The organism is Mycobacterium marinum, assembly GCF_003391395.1.
Classification (GTDB): domain Bacteria; phylum Actinomycetota; class Actinomycetes; order Mycobacteriales; family Mycobacteriaceae; genus Mycobacterium; species Mycobacterium marinum.
The window spans coordinates 6,416,592-6,441,778 of sequence record NZ_CP024190.1; the positions used below are offsets into that span (position 1 = coordinate 6,416,592).

Consider the following 25,187-nt stretch of genomic DNA (forward strand, 5'->3'; position numbering starts at 1 on the left):
CGCCCTCTTCCAGCCCACTTCGACCTACTTGGGCAGGGCCATCTGGAAGCGACTTTCCTCAGGTGGAGAGACCCGCCGGATCGGCAACTTGCGGTGTCGCGGGGTGCCGACCAAGTTGTGACGCAGGATCACCCGATCGATACCGGGGTGTGCGCCCAGATAGGTCGTCGCGTTCGGCCACACCACCTTGGCCTCCGCACCGACATGGGCACCGATAAGCCCGGCGAATTGTTCGAAGTGTGGTCCCACGGTGACGACGCCCCCCGCAGCCGCCGAACGCACCGCGAACTGGGTGAAGGTCTGGGCGTCCCCCAGGTTGACGGTCGCATCCACGTCATCGAACGGCATGTACACCGGGCAGCGGTTCACGGTCTCGCCGATTAACACGCCCGCTGATCCGATTGGCAGTTGGCAGTGGTGATTGGCAACCAGGGTCTGCCCTTCCAACGCCGGCCGCTGACCGCCGAACAGGCGCGAGAAGCCCCGGGGAGTCTTGGGCTTTCCCACTGTGGTCAGCAACACCGTGGACCGCGGCGGCATCCCGGGAGCGATCCGGACCCTGGTAATGGTGTGGTCCGCTCGTGCGGACCACCACAAATCCGGGCCGCCGGGTGCTGTGTAGGCGGCGGTGTAGCTGTCGTGGCCCTTGATCATCGACCATTTCTCCCGCACATAACCGATGTCGGTGGCGTGGTCGTAGTCGTCGAAGCTGCGCCCGCATACCGCGTCGACGCCGTTGCTGGCCAGGCCATCGGCGATGCGAGTCGCCGACGCCACCAGATACCGAGCCAAACCGGCGAGGCCGGCCTCGCGGCGCTGCGCAGACTTGCGGGTTTGTTCCGGGTCGGCTCGCAGCATGATCCAGGTCCGCCGGCTTGCGGGAGCCGGATCGGCGCCGATCACCCGCTGGTAAAGGCTCACCACCTCTTCGGAGGCAGTGTTGCCAACGCGGTAGCCCGCCGAGACCACATCTGCTTCCAGGTCCGGGCAATGCACCGACAGCAGGTCCTCGAGCAGCCGGGTGTCCAGCACGTCGTCGGTGTGGGCCTTGCCGTCGACGATGACCGTCGGGGTAAACGGGCGGGGTTTGAGTTCGATCACCGCAATCAACCGGTCGCGTCGCCAACGCACCGCGACGTGATCCCCCGGCTTCACGGTGGCACCAACCACCGGCTCGGACGGGACATCCGGCGGTCGCCGACGCCGACGCAACCAGGCGAACACGGTAGCCACCCACCCGGTGACCCGACGACCGGCGAAAGTCACCGTCGCCACGATGACGCCCAGCGCTACCAGGGCGATGCCCACCCACCAGTAGCGCAGGTGCAGGAACATCATGATGCAGGGCGGCGCCAGCACCGCAACGACAAGTGTGTGACCGGTGCTGACCCGGAACCGTATTGAACTGAAGGGGTTCCTCATCGGCGCCTCAACGCCCGGGCGGCCAACGTGCCCAATCCGAGCACCAGCGTCAGCCCCAGTAGCGACACCGCCACCATGGTGATCGGGCGGTGATCCGGGCCGGGTTCGATGCGTGGGGGCGGTAGTCGTCTGACGCTGGGGGGCACCGACGCCGGGCCCGGCGGGATGTCCCACGTCAGCGCCGCGACGGCATTGACCACCCCGGAGCCGACGAGATTGTCGATACCGCCTCCGGGATGTCTCGCGGTGGCCGTGATCCGGTTCATCACCTGCACCGGCGTCAGTTCCGGAAACCGTTGCCGGACCAGCGCGGCCAGACCCGAGACATAAGCCGCCGCAAACGAGGTGCCGGCGATCGGGACGGGTCCTTCTCGACCTTGCAGGGCGTTGACCGGTTCGCCGTGATCACCGAGCGCGATGATGTTCTCCGCGGGTGCCGCTACCCCCACCCACGGTCCGTGCATGGAAAACGAACTCGGTACCCCGTTCTGGCCGATGCCCCCGACAGTCAGCACCAAGGGCGCATACCAAGCCGGTGTGACCACGGTCTGCACCTTGTTCCAGCCCCGGGGATCATTGGGTGTCGACGCGTCGGGCATCGGATTCTGCGAGCAGTCGCCGCCGGTGTTACCCGCGGCGACCACGACCACGGCGTTCTTGGCGTTGACCGCATAGTCGATGGCCGCGCCCAGACTTATTTCGTCGATCGGCCTGCTCACCTTGTAACACGCCGCCTCGCTGATGTTGATCACTCCCGCCCCGAGGTTGGCCGCATGCACCACCGCACGGGCAAGACTGCGGATGGACCCGGCCGCCGGCGTCGCGTTGGGATCATTGGGGTTGGGTTGGGAGCCAACCGGTTCGAAGGCCTCCGATGTCTGGCGCAACGAAAGCAGTCGCACGTCGGGGGCAACCCCGACGAAACCGTCAGTCGGTGCGGGGCGCCCGCCGATAATCGAGGCCGTGAGCGTGCCGTGCGCATCACAGTCCGACAGTCCGTCGCCCGCCTGATCGACGAAGTCCCCGCCCGGCTCGGCCGGGACCCGTGGTGAGGCATCCACGCCGGTATCGATCACCGCCACCGTGACGCCGGCCCCGGTCGCAAACTTGTGGGCCTCTCCGACACCCATATAGGCGTTACTCCACGGCGGATCGTGAAAGCTGGAATCGGGCAGCGTCGTGGGGCTGGTACAGAGCACTCTCTGCTCGGTGGGTTGGTCGGGACCGGTTACATCCGGCGGTACCGCGCCGGGATCAATCGAGGGAGGATCGATTGCCAAAGCCGGCGGTGCGGTCAGCAACGCCAGCGCGACCATCGTCAGCAAGGTCCGGTGCACCCCGGAATCACTCCGTTCTCTAGCCGCAGTGAAGCTCTGGCACGCTCGTGTCAGTCGTGCCTGCATTTTAGACGTAACGGGCGCGTAAACGACGCTATTCAACCCGGTGCCAGCCTGTCCATCCTGAACTGTGACCAAGCGGCGTCGGCAACTGGCTCCGCACGCCGTGCCGTGCCGGCCTGGGCGTCGCTCAAAGCTGCACGAACACATGCCATTCCACGCGCCCGGGCTTACCCTCGCCAACCGGCGCGACCCGTCACCAAACGATGGCGGCCATGTCACGGTTGTCCGCGCACACGCTGCGCACCGCCGCTTCGACATCACCAGCGGCGATCATCTGAAGATCCTCGACGGACACCGCTCGCCCCGCTCGCTTCTGGGCGACCACTCGAGTGTCCCGATATCCCTCGGCGCGCTCGATGACGTTGCGCGCGAACCGCCCGTTCTGCATGGCATCGATCCCGTGTTGCCCACCCGGGGTGGTGTAGTTGCGGATGGTGGTGGCCGCATCCAAAAAGGTCTCGCGCGCCGCCTCATCGAGCAGGCTGGCGCGCGGCGCGGCATAGCGCTGCCCGATCTCGACGATTTCCGTGGGCGAATAGGACTCAAAGCGCAGCTTGCGATTGAATCGGCCGGCCAAACCCGGATTCACGCTGAGGAATTCGTCGACCTGATCCTCATAGCCCGCACCGATGAAACAGAAATCGAATCGGTGGGTCTCCAACTTGACCAGGAGCTGGTTGACCGCCTCCATGCCAATCATGTCCGGTGTTCCGTCCTGGTGACGTTCCACCAGTGAGTAAAACTCGTGTTTCATCCGCACCGAGAAGCGGGTGGTCGCCGCACGCAGCCTGCGGTTGTAGAAGAGGTGCCCGGAGTTTTGGTCCCGGTTGGACAAACTCAATGGCATTGCTCAGTACCCCCTTGGGGAACGACGTGGATCGGCTTGCTGGATCCGATCAGCCAGGTTCGATGCATCAGCGGCAACCCCGTAGCGGCCCTGCGCGTAGTTGATGAACGCGCATGCCTGGGCCACCAGGTTGGTGATGTTGGTCGAGGTGCCCGGCTGGTGGTAGGCCGCGAAGGTCGGTGCGATGAACTGCCACGCACCCCTACTCGGCGTGCCCTGAGACGCGTTAGCGTCCCAGTCGTTCACCGCGCTGGCGTTGTAGCCCGACTCTCGGCGGGCCACCAAATCCATCCCGCGTGTCCAGCGCGCTCGTGCTGCAGGGTCGTGAATACCCTTGATATCGAGGGCTTTACGGATCGCCGCCAACACAGCGGGCCGGCCGGTGGGTGGAACGTGATGATGCTGTCGCCTAGCGGCTGCCTGTAGGTACCGCAGCCGGCGCAGCCGCAACACCAGTTGTCGCGCCCGTGCACGCGACCGCACGATGTGGCGGCGCTGGGCTCGCAGTCTTGCCGCCATGCGGACCATCGCTTCGCGCCGGCCAAGCGGCGTATCGGCCGCGAGCGCGCTATCGGCGTGGGCTGCCTGCAGGATGGCGCGCGTGGCCCTTCTCGCATGCGCGTGATCGGCCTGGGCTATCGACATGATCTGTGCGAATTCCCGGTCGGTGTCGATGGACCGTCGTACGGCCTGGACGACGGCGTGCGATCGCGCTGCGGCCCGGTCGGGAAGCCGGTTCCCTCCTGTCTGCGATACGGAGTCGGCCAGTGCCTGAAGCTGCGGCTCGTGGCGGCTTCTTTCGTCGACTAAGCGACCGGCGAACAGCCCGTGCCCGCGGGACAAGGTCGCCAGCGTCTGAAGGATCAGCGGATCAGTCAAGAATTCCTCCGCCGCCGTGCCGAAACCGGCCCACGTCTGTCAGCAGACCACTCCGCCTGGAAACAAACACCCAAGCCACTACTCCCGTACCTCCGGGTCAGCGAAACGTGGCGCACCATGGGCGCGGACACCGTCGCCCGCCCATCGCAGGGTAGCTGCAGCGCATTTGCGCGCGCATTTCGATTGACCGGGCCACCATCGGTAATGGCGACACCCGTGACGAGATTACTTCGGCTCGGAGGAGCCGACTAGTCACCTAACCACACGGTTGTCGACGACTGACCAGGTTCCTAAGAGGTCGCCGGCGACACGTGAGAAAGGTCATTTCGCGGAACGCACGTCTTCCTGGGTGCGCTGCCGCGGGGTGGGGGGACCATCCCGCGCGTTGCTCCCAACTGGGCAAGCATGAACTCATGCCGGCACGCACCTTCCGATATCTGGGCGTAGTCGGCTTCATGAATCGGCCAGAAACGATGTCCGCCGAGCTACTGTCACTAGTCCTCGGCGGCTACCAACTAATGAATGCGTTCAACGTTGCGCGAATTCGCATCCGTCTATTTGGATGCTCTCGGATGCCCGGGGACGGACCTCATAAGGCAATGCACCCTGCCCTTCATCGGATGACCATCGCCACCGCGGTGCATCGAAGGCTCGACAAGTGGGGCGCAAACGGGCGGTCAGCGCTGAGAGTGAATTGACGCGCCGACGCACGGTAGTAATGTTGCCGCCGATCGACAAGGGGTGAAGGGCCGTTCGTAGCATGATGTCGTGCCAGGAAGCAGGTGCGCTTGGCTACAACGTCACATTGCAGGGACGTAGCTGCTGGAAAGCGCGTTGGACAACACCGCGAACGCAGCTGGTAGCACTCGTCGGATAGCCCAGTGCACCTTCGACATATAAGCCAGGCTGCGCTGATTACCTTCGCTGGCGGCGATCCGTGGAAGATCAACGCCACCCTGCAAAGCGGGCGACCGGCGCAGATTTCCGATCTTGCACAGGCGTTTCACGATGCGGGGCAATCCACGGCCGAGGCCGACACCGCCTTCCGTCAGGCCCGCGAGCGCTTCGAGAAATCCTGGACCCACGAAAACGGCGAGAATCCGATCAACGACTCGGCCGAGGTACGGCGCACCGTCACCACGCTGGGCGTGCAAGCGGCTCAGCTGCCGAAGATCGCCGCCGACCTGCAAAATGTCGCGGCCACCCTGGCCGAGGCGCAGCGCTCAGGCAAATCAGCTCTCGCCGCGCTCGAGGACGAACTACATCGTATTGACGATCAGCTCGACGAAGCCCTTCAGCTGGAGCGGGATCCGAACCTGACCCGAGTGGAACGTGACCTGCTCGAGGAGTACATCACCGGTTGTGAGCAAGAGGCCATCGACAAGACCAGAGCCGCGATAGGCGACCTCGAACGCATCCGTGACGATTACTCGGGCAAACTTCAGCAGGCCGAGTCCAACTTGCACACCGACGGCTACGACACCACATTGGTAGCCGGCCTCGACGGTCATACTCCCGAGACTCCGCAGCCGGCCGAAGAGGATGTGCACAAGGCCCTGGCCGGCGACAAAGCCGCTGCCGCCCGGGTAGCGGCGGTGCTGGATTCGATCACCGCCGACCAGCGAGCGGGCAATCTACCACTGACGCCAGAACAGGCGTCCGTGTTGAGTCAGATGCAGGCGCAGCAACACGGCATGTCGATCGACGATCTCAAGACGGCCGAAGAACGCCTCGACGACCAACGACATGTCATCGGCGATTCCTGGCAGTTGATGAGCACGCCGACGATCTCCTTCCCCAAGACGCCATTGAACCCTGGTGCCAAGGAAGGGTCGGAAACGGTGCAAGGTGGGTTCGCGCAACTGCCCGAAAGCGTGCAACGGACACTGACCGCACCTGAGATCCTGTTTGCCGACCAGACCAGGACGATCGCCGACATCGTCAAAGACGGCAACCCCATGCTGCAGCACAACACACCACTGGACCAGAACCTGCTGCACAAGGGCGCGCAAATCATGAGCTCGTTTGATTGGACCCGCAACACCTTCGACCCGACGGTCGAGGCCGTTTTCTGGGCAGCCGGGCGAGACCATGGTGCCGTCAACTGGATGGTCAACGACCTTGGCATGTGCGACGCCGCCAGCGGAGACTTCATGCTGAACATCACCCACCATCCGTGGGCAGACGACGGTGCCGCCGCAGGATCATTGTTCAGTTGGACACAAAACGCCACCGGGCCGGAAGCCCGAATCGCCGGCCAGACCGCCCAAACCTATGCCGCATACCTCGGGCAGAACTCCCACGAGTTGCTCGACCTGCCGGGACATCAAACTCTCGGTCAGATGAACCCGAATTTGGTGCAGGACTTCGCCAAAGGCCTGGCGCCCTACGTCGCCAACATCGCCGGTGACAGCAATGATGTGTCGCAGTACTTTCACACCCCGGACGCGAACCAGGACGTGGAGACGATACTGCCTGTTGCAAAAGGCATTTTCTCTGTCATTAGCACCGACAAGGATGCCTCCGATATCTTCAACGGGGCCGCGATGCGGCAGATCATGCAAGACCAAAACGACTACGCCGCAGCGGTTGCCAACCACACGCCGGGAGCAGTCGCCCACGATGCCGATTTGCAGCAGGCAGCGACCTTGAAGGCCCTGGTCGACTGCGGCGTCAACAACGCGGCCCACGCCCAGGGGCTCAACGGGGATCAGCTGGCAGCCGAGGCCTACGCGCGTAAGCAGTCGGCGTATGGCTCAGTCGTCAAAGGGCTCAGCACCGGAGCCGGGATCGCGGGCGGTGCGCTGCCACCGCCCTTCAACATCGTGGGCAAGCTTTCCGGTCCGGGTGTGTCCATGGCTGGGAATGCGTTGCAGCAGGACATTATCGGTGCCCCGCCGACAGCCATGACAACATCGGAGATCGTGGCGAACATGCCAGACAGCGTCGCCTATTCCCAAGTGCTCAACGGGCTGATCGCAAACCACGCCCCGATTAGCGGACTGGACAGCGACTTCTTTGTGCACACGGTTCCCGGCGACCCGAGTAGTCCGCTGCGGATAGCGACGTACGACGAATATCGGCGTATCAGTGGGGGCGGGAATACCTTCGAGTACAACCAGAAGCTGAGGGATGCGGTGCAGGGAGCGCTGGGTGATGGAACCGTGATTCCGCATATGCAGAACCACTACAACGACGTGGTCCAAATACCCAACCCCTAGGAACAGGCAGATGAAGCTCAGACGGTGGCGGCTCCGGCTCGCGATGGCGTGCGGGATGCTGCTGGTTGCATTGTTGGGCGGCTGCGGGCCGGCGCCCAGCCCCCAGCCATCCACACCGCCAGCGAAGCTGCCCTGGACGGGAATGCTGGCCGATGTGCGCTCGGTATGGAGTGCCGACCCGGGCATCGATCTACTCACCGCACCGGCCGTCACGGTCCGCGCCTACCTCGAGTCGATCTATCTGGCGGACTACGGCGGTGACATCGCCTATGCGTACCCGGGATTCGCCCAGGCGGTGCCACCGAATGCTCCGGAAGGCCACCCGCACAGCACCCGCGATCGCTGGCCGGACACCCAACACCCCATCGGTATCCCCGTCGTGGGTACCCGCGGCTATCACATCCTGCGGGTTGATGAGATAGATCGGCAGGTGACCGCGGTGGTGTGTGTGTGGGCCTACACCACAGCGCTCGATCTAGGCCACGGGAAGTATGGCTGGATGCACGAGACGGCATTCACGGCTCCTTCTAGCGGGATTGGGATGCAATGGGTGTCGATGACCGCCCCACAAGGTGGCACGGGATCACCCCTGCCGGTGCAGAAAGGAACCGCCCCAGCACCGGTCGATGATGTCTTCGGCGCCTGGCGAATCGACGGCGCCCTCATCATCGACGCCTCTCCAACCCGAATCACCGAGTTTCCGGAGTGGCCAACGAGGCCAGCCGACGCCCAGTCCTGTGTCGAAAAGGCACCAGATCCTCTAGAGCGCCGGCTATTTCTCAGCAACGGCGTACATCCCCGTTCAGACTTTCCCACCCTGCCACCATTTCCCGGCTGGCCCGCAGCAGGAGCACTGTGATCAGCAATGCAATTCCCAAGTGCTCAACTGGCTAGTCACCAACCACGCCCCGGCTCGCGGATTAGGGAAACGGTTCTATGCCACAGGGTTTCTTGGCTATCTGGGCAGTCCACTACAGATCCCCATATATGACAAATGCCATGGCATCAGAGGAGAGTGGAACTAGTTCTGAGTGATAGCTGAGGACACCACAACACAATAAGAGCAGCGGCGTGCTCTCCGGCAGGCAAATCTTCCGCAATCGAAGGGCCTCCGCACGCCCCTCGTACAACCCGCTCTCAGCGGCGCCCGACAGCACCTGAGAGGGACCCGCCGTGATGCTTGAGAATGCAGCGGTCAATCCGGCGCTCAACACCAGACATCGCGATGCTGCTCGCGAGCTAGCGAGTGCGTACCTAACGGACACTGCCAAGAGCAGTGATGACGTCGTCAGTCAGGCCGAGTTTCAGGCGGCGCTCGACGATGTCATCGCCAACGATGCTGTTATGAAAAAGGCATTCGGTGGTGACTGACCTCCCGCCCGGCAACTGGACGGCGGCACTCATCGGCGCATGGTGGCCGGCCTCATCGACGACCCTGCGTGTTGGCGCCCAACATTGGTCCGTGTGGATGATGCGGAAGCAAGAGCTGGCGCACCTTTCTCAAGTGTCGCCGGCGATCTCTTAGCTACCTGGGTCAGCCGTCGACAACCGTGGGGTTAGTGTGACTAGTCGGCTCTTCCGAGTCGAAGTAATCTCGTCACCGTGTCGTCATTACCGATGGTGGCCCGGTCAATCGAAATGCGCGCGCAAATTCGCTGCAGCTACCCTGCGATGGGCGGGCGACGGTGTTGGCAAGATGTATCAAGCGAGTGATGGAATCTGTAGTGAGTAGAAAAATCGCCGGAAAAATCTTCTCTACGCCGGAAGAGGCAGGTGTAACTCCACCGACAGAAGAGGAGTTGGCGCGCGCCAGAAAGATGCTCGACGACTTCCAGAAAAAGGTAAACGCGGCGGCACCTGAAGATCGGGTAACTGATGTTTCACCCAAGTTTTGGGACGATACTTCCGGTACCGAATATCAAAGCCCACAGCAGCGCTAGCTCGGGACTGCCCGGTTCTGGGGAGCGTGTCAAGCGATCGGCTCAGTCGTGAAGTGGGTATATGAAACCGAGATCGCGGCATTTCTTTCTGATGTCAATTTACGGACCAGAAGTACCGTCCCAAAACTTGGGCGATACTTCTGTCAGTTTATCCGGCGACACTTCATCCATTTTCGCCTGAAACTCATTGAAAATTTGTCGCGCGCGTGCAATCTCTTCCTCCGTCGGTGGGGTGAACCCCGACTGCTTTGCTTCCTCAGCTGTATAGAAGGTCTTGCCAGCAAATTCTCGACTCACCGATAACTCCATCCACCTGTCATCGTCCATGGAAATTTCTAACGCTCCAACATATCTATTATTGCCCTGCCCGTTAACGGATCGACCGTTTTATCGAGCACATAGAATACCGTGCCGGTGGGAAATAGGACTTCCCGTTCATTTGGGAACATCGAAAAAGCGGACACATCACGTCCCGTCTTCGACATGATTCTCATCTCTACCTTTCCCGCGAAAGCCGACGACTGCGCCACCTCGGGGTCGATTGTGGTACTCATGAACGCCTTCTCTTCGATGCTTAGCCACCGGAAGGGTTGGGTCGCGCGGCAGGTTCGGAGGCATCTCCTCCACAGCCGCTATGTGAAATGTCGCCTGCGCGGGTCTGCCTGCCGATGCATATGAGCTGCTTCGAGTCACCTCCATGACAAGTCCTTTCTCGACCGGCGTTGAGTGCGCCCGGGAAGGGACCTGTTCACCACGCTGGGCATCTGCCGGCAACTCCTTCTCGCCACGTGCAGCAGCAACAAGCGCCCGCGCTTCCCCTAGTTGAGCTCCTGCTGGTTTGACGGGTTCACCGGTAGCCGGCTTGTCGACTGGGGGTGCCTTAGATTCGGTCGGGCTGTGCGGCAGCCCGTGGCCATCTGATGGGCGGAGAGGTTTGGGCTGTGGTGCGGCTGCGGGCTGCTTCGCTTCTTGCTGCGGCATGGTTGATGGCGGTGTGTGTTCAGCGGCACTAGCGTCCGGCCGCTTCAGCGGGTTGGGTTCACCCATCTCGTTGGGTCGCAGCCGCGCCTTGAGGCCCTGTAGGCCATCGGCGAGATCACGGCCTTTGCTCGCGGCCTTGGAAATTGGTCCGCCAGGCAGAAATAGATTTGCCAGGTCGAACTCCGACTTCCCTAGCGCCTCACCGGGACTTCGGGACCAGTCATCCCAATGAGTTACCTCCTTACCGAGCTGCTTCCACGATTCCCAGACCGAAGGTGCGTGGTCGTCACCCAGACCAACCAACGGCGCCATCCCTTGGGCCATACTCCCGACATCGCGGGCATAGCCCAGAGGGTCCAGCAATGCCCGGATCTGGTTATAGGTCAGGGCGGTCTCTGCCAGGCCTCAGGCTGCCTCGCCAAGACCCTTCAAACGTTGACCACCGAAGTCGACGATCGCGCCTACCGGGTTGCCATGCAGAAACTGATCCAATTCCTTAGCCGCATGTCGGGCCATCGTGTCAAGCACGGTGTTCGGCCTGGACCAGTGCGGCGTTGAATTGTGCACTTAGCGCGTTTGCCTCGGCGGCGAAATGATCTACCACTGCGGCGATGTCATGGGCGATCCGCTCAATCTCGTCTTCGTCCTCGCCGGTCAGAACCTCCCACACTTCTTTTATCCCGGTCAGCGGGTCGCAGATGCGGGCCAGCAAGTCCAGGATCGCCGCGTGCACCTCGTCGATCTGGTCCGCATACCTGTCGAGTTGAGCGGCGATCGTCTGACATTGCCCCACAACGGAGATCGTGCTGACGTAGGCATCAGGAAACGCTCGCTCGATGAGTCCTGACTCTGGAAGCTGCTGCGAACGGATTGCGCCCAGTGGACCCGCCGTCAGCTGGGTCTCTACCAGCGCGAACTTGGTGCCCTCCGCTGTCCACTCCGAAGCTGCTGTGCGCAACTTGCTCGAGTTGCCCGTCGGCCAGATCCTTCCTATGTATGGGGCTACCCATCCCCAACCCGCCGGTGCGCTGTCAGCAGTCCCGACCGCCGACGGTGCGGAGGCCGCGACAATGCAGCTGGTCAACGTCGGCGCGGGGAGCGCGGCCGCCCGCCGCGTTACGTCCGACATCGCCTCAGCCAGCGAATAGTTGTGGGCCGACATGCGGACGCCGTCTCCGATGCTGCCCAACCCATTTCGGGTAGCCGCCATGGCCGAGAAGACCTTGGCCGCTGCCCTGTCATAGCCACGCCCAACCACCGCGCCGACCGGATCGTCCCCGGCCATCCCGGCACAACCCGCCAGCACAGCGGACAACGATGCGATCACCGGTTCCCGCCCCTCGCCGGCAGCGACCACCGCGGCGCCAGCGCCATCGAGGGCCGCGGGATCCACGGCCAGCGGCGCCATCAGCTCATGACCACATGCGCTGATTCGCTGACATGACCGCGGTGTAGTTGGTGTGCGCGCTGTGTCCCGCGGACCGCAACTGAGCAAGCGCTTCGCGCATCATCGCTTCGCCACCGGCCCAATGCCGATGCGCCTCGGCATGGGCTGCCGCGCCCTCGCCCGTCCATGTCACGTGCAATCTGGTTACCAGGGATTCGATTTCAGCAATCATGGCTTCCGCGTGACGACCAAACTCCGCCATCCGCGCTACCGCATCGGACAGCGAGGCGGGATCCACCCGGAAGGGATCAGCCATGGCCCAACTCACGTAGAGCCCGCGCCGACGCCGCCTCGTTGGCTTGATAGCCCGCGCCCGCTTGGCCTACCGACTCCGCCAGCATCGACAGCCCCAACTGCACCTCTCCGGCACCGCGGCGCCACAATTCCCATGCCGAGGCAAATGCACTCCCCGACGCGCCGCGCCACCCGCCCAACATGTCGCCAACCTGTCCTTCGAGCTCAGCCAGTTCGCCTTGAAGATGTTCGGCAGCACCACGCAGCGATTCCGCGAAGCCAAGCATCGCAGCGGCATTCGCACTTAGCGTGCCGTCAGCATCCATGTCGGCAACCTAGCCACCCGGAGGCGCGTCCGCAATTCACTTGGCCGCCCCGCCCTGGGCCCACCCAGCGCACCTGGACAGCCATGTCCAACTCAATGCCACATGGCTTGTTACTTTCCGCGGAGCTGCTCGTCAATGCGGGAGCCCATCGTCGTGCCCTCGAGGCGATGGTTGGTCATATTGCGGCATTCGCCGTAGAGCTGGATGCTGCCCTTCCCGCTAGCGGAGCTTTGGGTCAGCACCGCCACCACCCCGTTCTTGTTCAGGACGCGGCCAAAGGAGTGCCAATCAGGCGGAGGGCCATCACTCCAGCCGTGAGCAACCATGTCGGTCGCGATCTGTTGAAAGACCGTATTCGGTTCGGCTGCAGCGGGATAGCCCCCGATGTCGTCAGTGGGCCACGCGAAACTCATGGAGACCAGGCCGCGATATGGCGGATCGCCTTGGTCATTGCATGACGAGAAGTCGAAGCGTCCGGTTGGATCCTGCAGGCCTGCAAAGCTGGCGATCTGTTTGGCCGGTTCGATGACTTGATCGCGGGCCTGTTGGTCCGACAGCGGATGAGCCGGCTGATCGATCTCGGGACGGTGCGGTCTCATCAGTGAACATCCTCCCAAGACGAGCACAGCCATCGCCACCCCGATATGCCGCAGTGCAGTGCGGGATCGGGCGCGGTGATCAGCGCGGCGGTTGGTAAGCGGGATAGTGGTGGTCATCATGGACGGTGTCTCGTGGACGGTCGCTTTCTGGATCGATGTATGCCGGAACGCCGGGGACCCGGAACGGTCCGACGTGCGGCTGCCGCCGCCCCTCGGCAATCAGGTCGTCGCTCGCAAGTCGGTCTGGATGGCCGCTGGCGATATCGGTAATGCTGCGCAGCGACTCGCTGCCCATCACGTAGTAATGCGAATGGTCGTGTCGGTCCATCGTTGCTGAGCCAGGTACTTCCGCGTGAAAGCGGACTGATCCAAAGCCGTCGCCGGCCGGATCACGACCCAAGCCGGCATCCAACGGAATCGGCACCCCATACTCCCTGAGTTTGCCTTTGAGTAATTCGCCAGGTACACCGCTGGATTCGCCGATCCAGCTGACCGGGTCCGTAGAGGCCGACCCGACGTAGACCCGTCCTCCGTCGAGATGGAAGTCGGCTGCACTGCGCGCGAGATCGGTTCCAGGACATCCTATGAGGATTGCGTCGTTCGCGTGCATGCCGCTGCCGGCAAACGCATCGGCTACCGTGGTCGATCCGTAGGAGTGTCCAATTACGGTGACATGTTGGGGCGTCAGGCTGTTGTGGGTGACCCAAAGCCCGTTCACATCGTTGGCCAGCAGTGCACCGCCGCTGCGCGCGAGCCCCGGCTCTGTGACTCTCACGTCGGAAAATCCGTTGGGGGCGTCATATCCCATCCAGGCGATCACCGCTGTGTAGTGGTGCTCAGGGTCTGCGGCGAGGGCCTGATCATAAAGGTTGGTCGCATCGTCGTGGTCTGACATCCAGCCCTGCGCCACGCTGCTGCCGGTTCCCGGCACGATCACGGCGGTATTGCGTGCATAGTCCGGGTTGCCAATGGCGATCGCCGCTTTGCCCTCGCCGTTGAAGGCCAACGGGTCGTATGCCCACAGCATGACGGGCCTCGGGTCATCGGTCGCGTGCTCCCGGTCATAGATGAGACCGTCGCGGGTCCTGATGGCATTTCGATAGCGCGTGACATCCGAGCCCGAAAGCCCATACTTCTGCGGGTTGTTCACGATGTCGTCAGCCGAGACGCCGCGTTGCATTGCCACGCTTTCCACCCGGGTGATGTCGTCGTCCATCACGGCCTGGTTCACCAAATCACGAGTGATGGCGTTGATGCCGTTGAGATTGCCCAGTTCTGGTGGATGTTCGTCGATCAATCGCCCTCGCTGTTGCGGACTCAACGAATCCCACCACTTCTTGACCTCCTCGGCACTCGCGGTAGGCGCCGGGATCGCAATCACCTCAGCGGGTTCGGCCGGAGACTGCGGGGCGTCCAAGGCCTGGATAGCCGCCGGATCGAAGCCGTCGGCGCTCAGACTGGTCAGGGCTTGGTGCAGCAGGCCCGCGTATCCCGCTCGTATCGAATGCAATTGACTCACTGACGATTGCGTGTCGCCGACGGCTTGATCTTCAAGTGCGCAAACAAGCGCCTCGAGGGCCAGCCTGTCCGCGGTTGTCAGTTGGGCGCCGTGTTCCAGCGCCAGCACCTCGCCAATTTCACTGTCGATGTCGCACAGCTGCGCCTCCAGGCCCACAATCTGGCCAGTCGCTGACCGCTGCGCCCCGGCCAGACCGCCGGCAATGTTGTCCAATTGGAGCCCGATTTCCGGCAGCCTGGCAGCCTGCGATCTCAACGAAGTGGTCAGCCCCTGGACCTGGGGCGAATCGTTGATCGGGTGAGCGCCGTTCTCCCGATTCCAGGACGTCTCGAAACGGCGTCGTGCTTGCTCGAAGGCCGTGTCCGCCTCGGTGGTCGATCTGCCCGCATCGTGAAATGCCGTTGCTAGGTCTGATATCTGGGCCGGGCGACCAAGCTGCAGACTCTGATTGATCGCCCACGGGTCACCGCCGGCCTCGGCAATCAGAAGCGGGATGCTTATGTACCGGAGTTGCATCGCACCGTCCACAGCGTCGTGGCGTGACTCGAGCCTCTTGAGGTGGTTGATGCGCGCGGCGTGCGACGTGCGCTGAGTCGCGCCCGCTGCGACGGCAAATCGAGGACGATACCCGGCATCAGCGCTCGACACCCGAACTGAGGCGCACTACTTTGGATATGCCCGTGCGTCCGGCGGCATCCATCGCTCTCCAGCAAACCGGTGTCGATCAACATCGTGAACCCTCCCGCGCCGGCAGCAAGATTACTACCGAGAAATCGCCGGTCAAGTCACCTTGCAGACGCACCGGACTTTCGCTATTTCAGCGGCGGCCGACCCGCCCCCGGCCCTTACGCCACTCATTGCCATAGTCCGTAAAGGGTTTGTCCCAGAACGGATATCGTCCCTGGACGGCGGATCTGCAGGTCGTTCGCGATGCTCGGGATACTTATGTACCCGCACTCCACCGCACCGCTTGCAGCGCTTCGGCGTTGTGCTCATCCATGGCGGTGAATCCCTTGGCGGCCAAGTGTGCGTTGCTGCCGACCGCCGTCAGTGCTTCCTGATGGGCCTGCAGGTTCCGCACGTGTTGCGCATGCGCCGAGTGCACGGAGTTGTGAAACGCATCGGCGGCGGCGAAGTCGCCGAACATTCCTGACATGAGCGGCCCCAGCGCGAGACGATCGGCGCCTTCTTGGGCGTGTCCCCCGGCTCGGTGAGATTCGTTTCCCCCCAGGTGCAGCAGTCCGGTGTCAACAAACATGGCCAGCCTTGTCTCGTCCAAGTCGCCCGGCAACGCCCTGTCGCGGTCCCCGAAGCGTCGCCGTCCCTCTCATCCTGGCCGCCACGCTAGTGACGCCCACCTTTGGTGGTCAATTCACCTTGATCAAGGCCTCACAATGCGCTGGCACCATCGGCGGTCCCATCACCGTCGGAATCGGTGATCCGCACATCCCATTGGCCGTCGCCATCGGTATCGACGTATCCGGTGATCCCCTCCTCTTCCGGACACAGCGCCCGGTCGGCAACCCCGTTGCCGTCGGCATCTATCAGCTGATCGTCGGCTTGCCCGCGCCCGTCGAAGTCGACCAAGGGTCCACCGGTGTGCTCGACACCATCGAGACCGAACCAACGCAGTTGCCCGCCGCGCTCAGCGCCGACCGCCCACGTCCCCGAGCCGTCGTCGGTAAACACGGCTTCGGGGGTGCCGTCGTTGTCGAAGTCGAAGATGCCATGGTCGGCCATGCCGTCACCGTCGAAGTCCGCCAATGCGTCATCGCGCATGCCGTCGCCGTCGAGGTCCAGCCCGATGGCGTCAAGCCGCCCGTCACCGTCCAAGTCGAGATCGGGCGGGCGCTGCCAGATGGCCGCCGTTCCGTCCTCGCCACCGATGCAGTAGTCCACTCCTACTTGGACGCCACGCCTCCGCTAGGGGTTCCCCCGCGATTGCCACCAGGACAGCAGTTCGGCCTTGGCTTCCTCGATGGTCAACGGTCCACGCTCGAGCCGCAGCTCTTTGAGATAGCGCCACGCCTCACCGACTTGAGGGCCGGCCGGAATGTCGAGCAGCGTCATGATCTGGTTGCCATCCAGATCGGGTCGCACCCGGTCCAGGTCCTCCTGGGCGGCCAGTTCGGTGATCCGCTCCTCGAGCCGGTCATAGCTGGCTTGCAGCCGCGCGGCCCGACGCTTGTTGCGCGTGGTGCAGTCGGCGCGCACCAGCTTGTGTAGTCGCGCCAGCAGCGGTCCCGCATCGGTGACATAGCGCCGCACCGCCGAGTCCGTCCACTTCCCATCGCCGTAGCCGTGGAATCGCAGATGCAGATACACCAGCTGCGAGACGTCGTCGACCATCTGCTTGGAGTACTTGAGGGCGCGCATCCGTTTGCGCACCATCTTGGCGCCCACCACCTCGTGGTGGTGGAAACTCACACCGCCGTTGGCCTCGTGGCGTCGGGTGGTCGGCTTGCCGATGTCATGCAGCAGCGCCGCCCACCGCAGCACCAGGTCCGGTCCGTCGTCTTCCAGTTCGATCGCTTGGCGCAGCACGGTCAGCGAGTGCTGGTAGACGTCCTTGTGCTGGTGGTGTTCGTCGATGGCCATCTGCATGCCACCGATCTCGGGGAGCACCACCTCGCCCATTCCGGTGTGCACCATCAGGTCGATGCCGGCCACCGGATTCTCGCCCAGCAGTAGCTTGTCCAGCTCAGCGGCGACCCGTTCGGCGCTGATGCGTGCCAATTGCGGGGCCATTTCTTCGATCGCGTCCCGCACCCGCGGTGCCACGGCGAAGCCGAGCTGGGAGACGAACCTCGCGGCTCGCAGCATTCGCAGCGGGTCGTCACCGAAGGACACCGAAGGCGCGGCCGGCGTGTCGAGCACCTTGTCGCGCAGCACCGACAAACCGCTCAACGGATCGAGGAACTCGCCCGGGCCACTGGCCGTGATCCGCACGGCCATCGCATTCACGGTGAAATCGCGGCGCACCAGGTCGTCTTCGAGGCGCTCGCCGAAACGGACCTCGGGGTGCCGTGAAACCTGGTCGTAGCTGTCGGCCCGGAAGGTCGTGATCTCCAGGCGGTAGTCGTTCTTGGCGATGCCAATCGTCCCGAATTCGATGCCCGTGTCCCACACGGCATCGGCCCAGGGGCGCACGATCTTCAGTATCTGTTGCGGGCGGGCGTCGGTGGTGAAGTCCAGGTCGGGGGACTTCAACCGGCCCAGCAGGGCATCCCGAACCGAACCACCGACCAGATACAAGTCGTGACCCGCATCGGCGAACGCCGATCCGAGTTCACCAAGCACGGCGGCGTGCCGATTGAGGGCTACCGCGGCGGCGGTCAGCAGGTCGGCATCCTGGACGGTTTCAGGCACGTTCGATCAGCCTAGTCACCAGACTCCACCGCGCGACCAGACGGCCGGTAACGGGTGCCCACCGCCCCCGGATCCGGCACCGAAATCGGGCCGCGAGGCCGCCGATGCGGCCGGCGACGGCGAGTGCGTCCTGAAGACCCGCTCCCGCCAGCTAATATCGCTTGGGTGTCGGAGGGCGAACAAGCCAAACCACGTCGACGCCGAGGCCGGCGTCGCGGACGTGGCGCTGCACGCTCAGCCGAGAATCATACGGACAACGCCGAGTCCACCAACCCGAACCCGGCGCCCACCAAGGGCCGCAGACCCCGCCTCCCCCGTCGCGGCCGTCCGGACCGGTTGCGGACCGTGCACGAAACATCGGCCGGTGGCCTGGTCATCGACGGTATCGACGGACCGCGCGACGAGCAGGTCGCGGCGCTGATCGGCCGGATAGACCGGCGCGGACGCATGCTGTGGTCACTGCCCAAGGGCCACATCGAGATGGGTGAAACCGCCGAACAGACCGCGATCCGCGAGGTCGCCGAGGAAACCGGCATTAGCGGCGGCGTGCTCGCCGCGCTGGGTCGCATCGACTATTGGTTCGTCACCGACGGCCGGCGTGTGCACAAGACCGTGCACCACTACTTGATGCGGTTCTTGGGCGGAGAACTCTCCGACAATGATCTTGAGGTCACCGAGGTCGCGTGGGTGCCGATTCCGGAACTCCCGTCGCGGCTGGCCTACGCCGATGAACGGCGGCTGGCCGAAGTCGCCGACGAGTTGATCGACAAGCTGCAGACCGACGGTCCCACCGCGCTCCCGCCGTTGCCGCCCAGCGCGCCGCGCCGACGGCCCCAAACTCACTCACGCACTCGTCACGCAGCCGAAGGATCCCCACCCGGACGCAAGAACGGTCACGGACCGGGGCCGTGACCGCGTTGCGACTCCCTTGGTCCGGGATGTGGCGCCTCGCCGCCGTGATCGGCATCGTTGCCGGGTTCGCGGTAGTGCTTACTGCGCCCGCCGCGCCCCGCGCATCGGCGGGCGAGCCCGGTGCGACGCCGTTCGTGCAGGTCCGAATCGATCAAGTGACCCCAGACCTGGTCACCACCACAAGCGACCCGGTAATCACGGTCAGCGGCATGGTGACCAACATCGGCGACCGCCCGGTTCGCGATGTCATGGTCCGGCTAGAACACGCCGCCGCGGTCACGTCGTCGTCGGCGCTACGGACGTCGCTGGACGGCAGCACGGACCAGTACCAGCCGGCCGCGGACTTCCTCACGGTGTCCTCGGAACTGCGGCGGGGCCAACAAGTCGGCTTCACCCTGTCGGCGCCGTTGCGCTCGCTGACCAAACCATCGCTGTCCATCGATGGTCCCGGAATCTTCCCGGTGCTGGTCAACGTCAACGGGACGCCCGACTACGGTGCGCCGGCCCGTCTGGACAACGCGCGCTTCCTGCTGCCCGTCGTCGGGGTGCCCCCCGATCGTGACGCCGACTTCGACGCTCCCGTCACGCCCGAGACCGACAAGCCGGTTTGGATCACCATGCTGTGGCCATTGGCCGATCGGCCTCGATTGGCCCCCGGCGTTCCCGGCGGGACCATTCCGGTACGGCTGATCGATGACGACCTGGCCAACTCGCTGGCCAGCGGGGGCAGGCTGGATACCCTGCTCTCCGCCGCCGAACTGGCCACCAGCCGCGACGTCGACCCGGAGGGCACCGTCACCCGCTCTATCTGTCTGGCCGTGGACCCCGACCTGCTCGTCACCGTCAACGCGATGACCGCGGGCTACGTCGTATCCGATTCCCCTGACGGCCCCGCTCAATTGCCCGGCACCCCGACACATCCGGGGACCGGCCAGGCGGCCGCAAACATCTGGCTGGACCGCCTGCGCACGCTGGCCCGGCGGACATGCGTGGTGACACTGCCTTACGCCCAGGCCGACCTGGACGCCTTGCAGCGCGTCAACGATCCCCGGTTGAGCAACATTGCCGTCATCAGCGCCGCCGACATCGTCGATCGGATCCTCGACGTCAAGTCGGTACGGGGCGCGGCGGTACTGCCGGACGGACCGCTGACCAGCCGCGCGGTCGACCTCCTCAACGCCGACGGCGGAATGGTCACCATCGCGGCCGCCGACTTCTCCGCGCACGTCGCCGCCGAAGGCGGCCGGGCCACCGCCGATACCGCACCCCGACGGTTGTCGGCTGAGGTGGTCGCCGCCCCGTTCGACCCGGCCGTCGGCGCCGCCCTGGCGGCCGCGGGGAGTAACCCGACCGTTCCCACCTACCTGGACTCCTCGCTGTCGGTACACATCGCCCACGACTCGCCAACCGCACGCCGCCAAGACGCCCTGGGTGCCATGTTGTGGCGCAGCTTGTGGGGGGAGGCGGCACCACGCACCCAGATCCTGGTCCCGCCCACCACCTGGGACCTGCACAGCGATGACGCACAGCTGATCCTGACCGCATTGGCCACCACCATTCACTCCGGCCTGGCGGTGCCGCGGCCGCTGTCGGCCCTGATCTCCGAGGCGGCGGCGCACACCGAGCCGCCGGAGCCGCCCGGTCCCTACCCTTCGGCACGGGGCCGATTCGACGATGACGTCACCGCCCAGATCTCCGATCAGAGTGGTCGCCTGTGGAAACTGACGTCGGCCATGACCACCGACGACCGCACCGGACTGACCGGGGCGCAGTACACCGCACCACTTCGCGAGGACATGCTGCGCGCTTTGAGCCAGTCGGTACCGCCCGATACCCGCAACGGCTTGGCTCAGCAACGGCTGGCGGTGGTCGGCAACACGATCAACGACTTCTTTGGTGCGGTCACCATCGTCAATCCGGGTGGCTCCTACACCCTGGCCACCGAACACAGCCCCCTGCCCCTGGCCCTGCACAACGGCTTGGCGGTGCCCATCCGAGTCAGGCTTCAGGTCGACGCGCCGCCCGGCATGACGGTCACCGATCTCGGTGAGATCGAGCTGCCGCCGGGGTACCTGCCCATTCGGGTACCGATCGAAGTGAATTTCACCCAGCGCGTCGCTATCGACGTGACGCTCAAGACTCCCGACGGCATGGCGCTCGGCGAACCCGTGCGGTTGTCCGTGCATTCCAACGCCTACGGCAAGGTGCTGTTCGCGATCACGCTGACGGCCGCCGCTGTGCTGGTGGCGCTGGCGGGACGGCGGCTTTGGCATCGCTTCCGCGGTCAGCCCGACCGTGCCGACCTGGACCGGCCCGATCCTCCCGCCGCCCGGCACGCCGCGTCCGACCATCGGGTCGATGAAGAGCACCGAGTATGAAACCGGCTCCGCGGCGAATCCCACCAGCGCCGCAGGAAAGCCCTCCGGCGCGACCGCCCGCACCACGGGGTCCGGTTTCAGCGCCGGACCCTCGACGGCTTCCCGAGCGGCTCCCGGTGCCCTACGGCCAGGCGGCTGCGGGGCCACCGAAGCGCGCTGAACTCTCCGATGCCGCGCTGGTATCGCGGTCGTGGGGCATGGCCTTGGCGACGTTGGTCAGCCGGATCACGGGTTTCGCCAGGATTGTGCTGCTGGCCGCCATTTTGGGCGCGGCGCTGTCGAGTTCCTTCTCGGTGGCCAATCAGCTGCCGAACCTGGTCGCCGCGCTAGTGCTGGAGGCGACGTTCACCGCGATCTTCGTGCCGGTCCTGGCTCGCGCCGAGCAGGACGATCCCGACGGTGGGGCCGCCTTCGTGCGCCGGCTCGTGACGTTGACAACCACGCTGCTGATCGTGGCAACCACGCTGTCGGTGCTGGCCGCGCCACTGCTGGTGCGGTTGATGCTGGGCCGCGACCCACAGGTCAACGAGCCGTTGACCACCGCCTTTGCCTACCTGCTGCTGCCTCAGGTGCTGGTCTATGGGCTGTCGTCGGTGTTCATGGCGATCCTGAACACTCGAAACGTGTTCGGGCCGCCGGCCTGGGCGCCCGTCATCAACAACGTCGTCGCCATCGCGACCTTGTTGGTGTACCTGGCAGTCCCCGGCGAGCTGGCCGTCGATCCGGTCAAGATGGGCAATGCCAAGCTGCTCGTGCTTGGTGTCGGCACCACGCTAGGCGTGTTCGCGCAGGCCGCGGTGCTGCTGGTCGCGATTGGGCGCCAGCACATCAGCCTGCGGCCGCTGTGGGGAATCGATGACCGGCTCAAGCGGTTCGGCGCCATGGCCGCCGCCATGGTGCTGTATGTGCTGGTCAGCCAGCTCGGGCTGATTGTCGGCAACCAGATCGCCAGCGGGGCCGCGGCTTCGGGGCCGGCCATCTACAACTACACCTGGCTGGTGCTAATGCTGCCGTTCGGCATGATCGGGGTAACCGTGCTGACGGTGGTGATGCCGCGGCTGAGTCGCAACGCCGCCGCCGAGGACATCCCGGCCGTGCTCGCCGACCTGTCGCTGGCCACCCGTCTGACGATGATCACCCTCATCCCCACGGTCGCATTCATGACCGTGGGCGGGTCGGCAATGGGAAGCGCGCTGTTCGCCTACGGAAACTTCGGCAAGGTCGACGCCGGATATCTGGGCGCGGCGATCGCACTGTCGGCCTTCACGCTGATCCCCTATGCGCTGGTGCTGCTGGGACTGCGGGTGTTCTACGCCCGCGAGCAACCCTGGACTCCGATCCTGATCATCATCATCATCACCAGCGTCAAGATCGGCGCCTCGGTGTTGGCGCCGCACCTCACCAATGACCCCGACATGGTCGCCGGTTATCTGGGACTGGCCAACGGGCTCGGATTCCTGGCCGGCGCGATCGTCGGCTACTACCTGCTGCGACGTGCGCTGCGCCCCGGTGGCGGCCAACTGGTCGGCACCCGTGAGGTGCACACCATCCTGGTGACCATCGCCGCGTCGCTGCTGGCCGGACTGCTGGCCTATGTGGTGGATCGGCTTGCCGGGCTAGGCCAGTTGACCGTGTTCGATGGCGGAATCGGTTCGCTGCTGCGGCTACTCATCCTGGGCGTGATCATGGCGCCCATCGTGATTGCGGTGCTGCTCGCCGGGCAGGTGCCCGAGGCACAGGCGGCTCTCAACGTGGTCCGCAACCGGATCGGAACGCGCCTTGGCAAACCGGGTCCACGCAGCGTAGCTGTGCTGGATCCATCGTCTGGCGATCACGACGTCACGTACCCTGAGCAAAGGAAGTCGTCCCTGCCGGGGGAAAATGTGGTCCAGGAGCCGATCCGGCGCAAACCCCCGGTGATCAGGGCCGGGATAGCGAAAGGACCGTCGGTGACCGACCGCCCATCGGATAGCACCGCCTCATCGAGTTCCGCGTCGGATATCGATCTGCCGCGGCCAGTCGCCGACGATTTTCAACCCGACATTCCGGCCGGCCCAGACCGGGGCCGTGGCGCGAGTCAACGCCCCTCGGATCAGTCCAACGGCGATTCCGTCGGATACACCCGCGGACCCATTCCGTTCGACGCTCCACGCGAGCGCAGTGCGGAACCCTCGACGCCGCAAGACGATGTCAATCTGGTCCCGGGTGCCCGCATCGCCAACGGCCGCTACCGGCTGCTCGTCTTCCACGGCGGTATCCCGCCGTTGCAGTTCTGGCAGGCACTCGATACCGCCCTGGATCGACAGGTGGCGCTGACCTTCGTCGACCCGGATGGCACCCTGCCCGAAGATGTCCTGCAGGAGATTCTGGCCCGCACCCTGCGACTGAGCCGGATCGACAAGCCGGGCGTCGCCCGGGTGCTTGACGTACTGCACACCGCCTCCGGCGGGCTGGTGGTGTCGGAGTGGATTCGCGGCGGCTCGCTACAGGAAGTCGCCGACACGGCACCCTCGCCGGTCGGGGCGATCCGGGCCATGCAGTCGCTCGCGGCGGCCGCCGACGCCGCCCATCGGGCCGGCGTCGCCCTGTCGCTGGACCACCCGGGCCGGGTCCGGGTCAGCATCGAAGGTGATGTGGTGCTCGCCTACCCGGCGACCATGCCCGACGCCAATCCGCAGGACGACATCCGAGGCATCGGCGCCGCGCTGTATGCCTTGCTGGTCAACCGGTGGCCGCTGCCGGAGGCTGGGGCAGACAGTGGGTTTGCGCCGGCCGAACGCGATGCGTCCGGCAATCCCGTTGAGCCCGCCGCCGTCGATCGCGACATCCCGTTCCAGATCTCGGCGGTCACCGTCCGATCGGTTCAAGAGGACGGCGGGATACGCAGCGCCTCAACACTTTTGAACCTGCTACAGCAGGCGACCGCGGTGGCCGACCGGACCGAGGTGCTGGGCCCGATCGAACCACCCGCGCCGCCCGCACCCGCCCGCTCCCCCGCACCCACGGGTGCAACCTTTGGGCGCCGCCGCCGCAACCTGCTGATCGGGATCGGCGCGGGCGCCGCGATTCTGCTAGTAGCGCTGCTGGTGTTGGCCTCGGTGCTCAACAAGATGTTCGGAAACGTCGGCGGCGGCCTCGACCGGGACCAGCTCGGCCTCAACGCCCCCACCGCGTCCACCTCTGCGGCCGCCAGTTCGGCGCCGGCGGGCAGCGTCGTTAAACCCACCAAGGCCACCGTCTTCTCACCGGCTGGCGAAGCCGATAACCCGGGCCAAGCCGACATGGCCATCAATGGCGATTCCACCACGTCCTGGGAGACCGACACCTACAACGACCCGGTTCCGTTCCCGGGCTTCAAGAATGGTGTCGGGTTGATGCTGCAACTTCCGCAGCCCACCGTGGTCGGCTCGGTCACCCTCGACGTTCCCAGCACCGGCACCAAGGTGGAGATTCGTTCGTCACCAACTCCCAACCCGTCGAAGCTGGATGACACCACCGTGCTCACCTCGGCTACCGCACTCAAGCCGGGTTCGAACACCATCGCGGTCAATGCCTCCTCCCCCACCTCCAACCTGCTGGTGTGGATTTCAACGCTGGGCACCACGGACGGCAAGAGCCGCTCCGCCATCTCCGGGCTCACGATCCGGGCCGCCTCCTAACGCAGCGCACCGCGCGTCGGGGTGAAGTGCTCGACGGCCCGGCATTGGTTAATG

General features: G+C 64.7%; 20 protein-coding genes and 2 pseudogenes. 7 read left to right on the forward strand and 15 right to left on the reverse strand.

Translation table 11 applies throughout. From position 1 onward, the window contains the following. Positions 1-24 precede the first annotated feature (24 nt). The 5 genes and pseudogenes from eccE to CCUG20998_RS27305 all read right to left on the reverse strand — a co-directional run bounded on the left by eccE (position 25) and on the right by CCUG20998_RS27305 (position 4,548). Positions 25-1,422, reverse strand: coding sequence for a type VII secretion protein EccE (eccE, locus tag CCUG20998_RS27290; RefSeq protein ID WP_036456811.1), 1,398 nt, complete (start codon positions 1,420-1,422; stop codon positions 25-27). Then, on the reverse strand, positions 1,419-2,759 hold the full coding sequence (gene mycP1, locus CCUG20998_RS27295) for a type VII secretion system ESX-1 serine protease mycosin MycP1 (protein ID WP_020731151.1): 1,341 nt from the start codon (positions 2,757-2,759) through the stop codon (positions 1,419-1,421). The genes eccE and mycP1 overlap by 4 nt, the downstream gene beginning before the upstream one ends. Positions 2,760-3,015: 256 nt before the next feature. Further along, a pseudogene (locus CCUG20998_RS27300) lies at positions 3,016-3,567 on the reverse strand (type VII secretion AAA-ATPase EccA); the annotation flags it as partial. After that, positions 3,565-3,669, reverse strand: a pseudogene (locus tag CCUG20998_RS28250) (hypothetical protein); the annotation flags it as partial. The pseudogenes CCUG20998_RS27300 and CCUG20998_RS28250, both read right to left, overlap by 3 nt. A 3-nt stretch (positions 3,670-3,672) precedes the next feature. Beyond that, positions 3,673-4,548: a transglycosylase SLT domain-containing protein gene (locus CCUG20998_RS27305; RefSeq protein WP_020731153.1), complete on the reverse strand. Its 876-nt coding sequence runs from the start codon at positions 4,546-4,548 to the stop codon at positions 3,673-3,675. A gap of 881 nt (positions 4,549-5,429) precedes the next feature. Here CCUG20998_RS27305 and CCUG20998_RS27310 point away from each other — a divergent pair. The 4 genes from CCUG20998_RS27310 to CCUG20998_RS27325 all read left to right on the forward strand — a co-directional run bounded on the left by CCUG20998_RS27310 (position 5,430) and on the right by CCUG20998_RS27325 (position 9,709). Next, positions 5,430-7,769 (forward strand): putative alpha/beta hydrolase, encoded by a 2,340-nt coding sequence (locus CCUG20998_RS27310; RefSeq protein ID WP_020731154.1) that lies wholly within the window; start codon positions 5,430-5,432, stop codon positions 7,767-7,769. A 10-nt stretch (positions 7,770-7,779) separates the two neighbouring features. Further along, positions 7,780-8,628: a hypothetical protein gene (locus CCUG20998_RS27315; RefSeq protein ID WP_231389801.1), complete on the forward strand. Its 849-nt coding sequence runs from the start codon at positions 7,780-7,782 to the stop codon at positions 8,626-8,628. A 317-nt stretch (positions 8,629-8,945) separates the two neighbouring features. After that, positions 8,946-9,140 (forward strand): hypothetical protein, encoded by a 195-nt coding sequence (locus tag CCUG20998_RS27320; RefSeq protein WP_240642833.1) that lies wholly within the window; start codon positions 8,946-8,948, stop codon positions 9,138-9,140. 341 nt (positions 9,141-9,481) lie between these two features. Continuing rightward, positions 9,482-9,709 carry a hypothetical protein gene (locus CCUG20998_RS27325; RefSeq protein WP_240642834.1) on the forward strand — a complete coding sequence of 76 codons (228 nt, stop codon included), beginning with the start codon at positions 9,482-9,484 and terminating at the stop codon, positions 9,707-9,709. A 99-nt stretch (positions 9,710-9,808) separates the two neighbouring features. Here the strand turns inward: CCUG20998_RS27325 and CCUG20998_RS27330 are convergent, their stop codons facing one another. The 10 genes from CCUG20998_RS27330 to CCUG20998_RS27370 all read right to left on the reverse strand — a co-directional run bounded on the left by CCUG20998_RS27330 (position 9,809) and on the right by CCUG20998_RS27370 (position 18,184). After that, entirely contained in the window at positions 9,809-10,006 is a 198-nt protein-coding gene (locus CCUG20998_RS27330; RefSeq protein WP_081651126.1) for a hypothetical protein, read from the reverse strand. A 38-nt stretch (positions 10,007-10,044) separates the two neighbouring features. After that, positions 10,045-10,263, reverse strand: coding sequence for an ADP-ribosyltransferase domain-containing protein (locus CCUG20998_RS28865; protein ID WP_051173409.1), 219 nt, complete (start codon positions 10,261-10,263; stop codon positions 10,045-10,047). Between the two features lie 947 nt (positions 10,264-11,210). Continuing rightward, positions 11,211-12,098: a hypothetical protein gene (locus CCUG20998_RS29135; protein WP_020731159.1), complete on the reverse strand. Its 888-nt coding sequence runs from the start codon at positions 12,096-12,098 to the stop codon at positions 11,211-11,213. Between the two features lie 4 nt (positions 12,099-12,102). Beyond that, positions 12,103-12,393, reverse strand: coding sequence for a WXG100 family type VII secretion target (locus CCUG20998_RS27340; protein WP_020731160.1), 291 nt, complete (start codon positions 12,391-12,393; stop codon positions 12,103-12,105). After that, positions 12,386-12,697: a WXG100 family type VII secretion target gene (locus CCUG20998_RS27345; protein WP_012396964.1), complete on the reverse strand. Its 312-nt coding sequence runs from the start codon at positions 12,695-12,697 to the stop codon at positions 12,386-12,388. Before CCUG20998_RS27345 ends, CCUG20998_RS27340 begins: the two co-directional genes overlap by 8 nt. A gap of 110 nt (positions 12,698-12,807) precedes the next feature. After that, positions 12,808-13,296, reverse strand: a complete 489-nt coding sequence (locus CCUG20998_RS27350; protein ID WP_020731161.1) for a hypothetical protein — start codon at positions 13,294-13,296, stop codon at positions 12,808-12,810. Between the two features lie 79 nt (positions 13,297-13,375). Next, the gene (locus CCUG20998_RS27355) at positions 13,376-15,331 is read right to left on the reverse strand and encodes a putative alpha/beta hydrolase (protein WP_172607248.1); all 1,956 of its coding nucleotides are present in this window, start codon (positions 15,329-15,331) and stop codon (positions 13,376-13,378) included. Between the two features lie 427 nt (positions 15,332-15,758). Beyond that, positions 15,759-16,073: a DUF2563 family protein gene (locus CCUG20998_RS27360; protein WP_020731163.1), complete on the reverse strand. Its 315-nt coding sequence runs from the start codon at positions 16,071-16,073 to the stop codon at positions 15,759-15,761. A 131-nt stretch (positions 16,074-16,204) separates the two neighbouring features. Continuing rightward, complete coding sequence (locus CCUG20998_RS27365) at positions 16,205-16,714, reverse strand: pullulanase (RefSeq protein WP_012396968.1); 510 nt, start codon at positions 16,712-16,714, stop codon at positions 16,205-16,207. A 24-nt stretch (positions 16,715-16,738) separates the two neighbouring features. Further along, entirely contained in the window at positions 16,739-18,184 is a 1,446-nt protein-coding gene (locus CCUG20998_RS27370) for a CCA tRNA nucleotidyltransferase (RefSeq protein WP_020731164.1), read from the reverse strand. A 165-nt stretch (positions 18,185-18,349) separates the two neighbouring features. Between CCUG20998_RS27370 and CCUG20998_RS27375 the strand changes: the two genes are divergently transcribed. The 3 genes from CCUG20998_RS27375 to murJ are packed head-to-tail and all read left to right on the forward strand — an operon-like array spanning position 18,350 to position 25,133. Then, positions 18,350-19,096 carry an NUDIX hydrolase gene (locus CCUG20998_RS27375; RefSeq protein WP_036456816.1) on the forward strand — a complete coding sequence of 249 codons (747 nt, stop codon included), beginning with the start codon at positions 18,350-18,352 and terminating at the stop codon, positions 19,094-19,096. After that, positions 19,093-21,474: a hypothetical protein gene (locus tag CCUG20998_RS27380; protein WP_094361225.1), complete on the forward strand. Its 2,382-nt coding sequence runs from the start codon at positions 19,093-19,095 to the stop codon at positions 21,472-21,474. Before CCUG20998_RS27375 ends, CCUG20998_RS27380 begins: the two co-directional genes overlap by 4 nt. Then, positions 21,471-25,133, forward strand: a complete 3,663-nt coding sequence (gene murJ, locus CCUG20998_RS27385) for a murein biosynthesis integral membrane protein MurJ (protein ID WP_406682446.1) — start codon at positions 21,471-21,473, stop codon at positions 25,131-25,133. Before CCUG20998_RS27380 ends, murJ begins: the two co-directional genes overlap by 4 nt. Positions 25,134-25,187 lie beyond the last annotated feature (54 nt).

Excerpts from the sequence above, each read along its gene's own strand:
- CCUG20998_RS27350 (WP_020731161.1), bottom strand. The coding sequence starts at position 13,296 with ATGAGACCGCACCGTCCCGAGATCGATCAGCCGGCTCATCCGCTGTCG.
- CCUG20998_RS27315 (WP_231389801.1), top strand. The coding sequence starts at position 7,780 with ATGAAGCTCAGACGGTGGCGGCTCCGGCTCGCGATGGCGTGCGGGATG.
- CCUG20998_RS27320 (WP_240642833.1), top strand. The coding sequence starts at position 8,946 with ATGCTTGAGAATGCAGCGGTCAATCCGGCGCTCAACACCAGACATCGC.
- CCUG20998_RS27340 (WP_020731160.1), bottom strand. The coding sequence starts at position 12,393 with ATGGCTGATCCCTTCCGGGTGGATCCCGCCTCGCTGTCCGATGCGGTA.
- CCUG20998_RS29135 (WP_020731159.1), bottom strand. The coding sequence starts at position 12,098 with ATGGCGCCGCTGGCCGTGGATCCCGCGGCCCTCGATGGCGCTGGCGCC.
- CCUG20998_RS27355 (WP_172607248.1), bottom strand. The coding sequence starts at position 15,331 with ATGCAACTCCGGTACATAAGCATCCCGCTTCTGATTGCCGAGGCCGGC.
- CCUG20998_RS27360 (WP_020731163.1), bottom strand. The coding sequence starts at position 16,073 with ATGTTTGTTGACACCGGACTGCTGCACCTGGGGGGAAACGAATCTCAC.
- murJ (WP_406682446.1), top strand. The coding sequence starts at position 21,471 with ATGAAACCGGCTCCGCGGCGAATCCCACCAGCGCCGCAGGAAAGCCCT.
- CCUG20998_RS27345 (WP_012396964.1), bottom strand. The coding sequence starts at position 12,697 with ATGGATGCTGACGGCACGCTAAGTGCGAATGCCGCTGCGATGCTTGGC.
- CCUG20998_RS28865 (WP_051173409.1), bottom strand. The coding sequence starts at position 10,263 with ATGAGTACCACAATCGACCCCGAGGTGGCGCAGTCGTCGGCTTTCGCG.
- eccE (WP_036456811.1), bottom strand. The coding sequence starts at position 1,422 with ATGAGGAACCCCTTCAGTTCAATACGGTTCCGGGTCAGCACCGGTCAC.
- CCUG20998_RS27325 (WP_240642834.1), top strand. The coding sequence starts at position 9,482 with ATGGAATCTGTAGTGAGTAGAAAAATCGCCGGAAAAATCTTCTCTACG.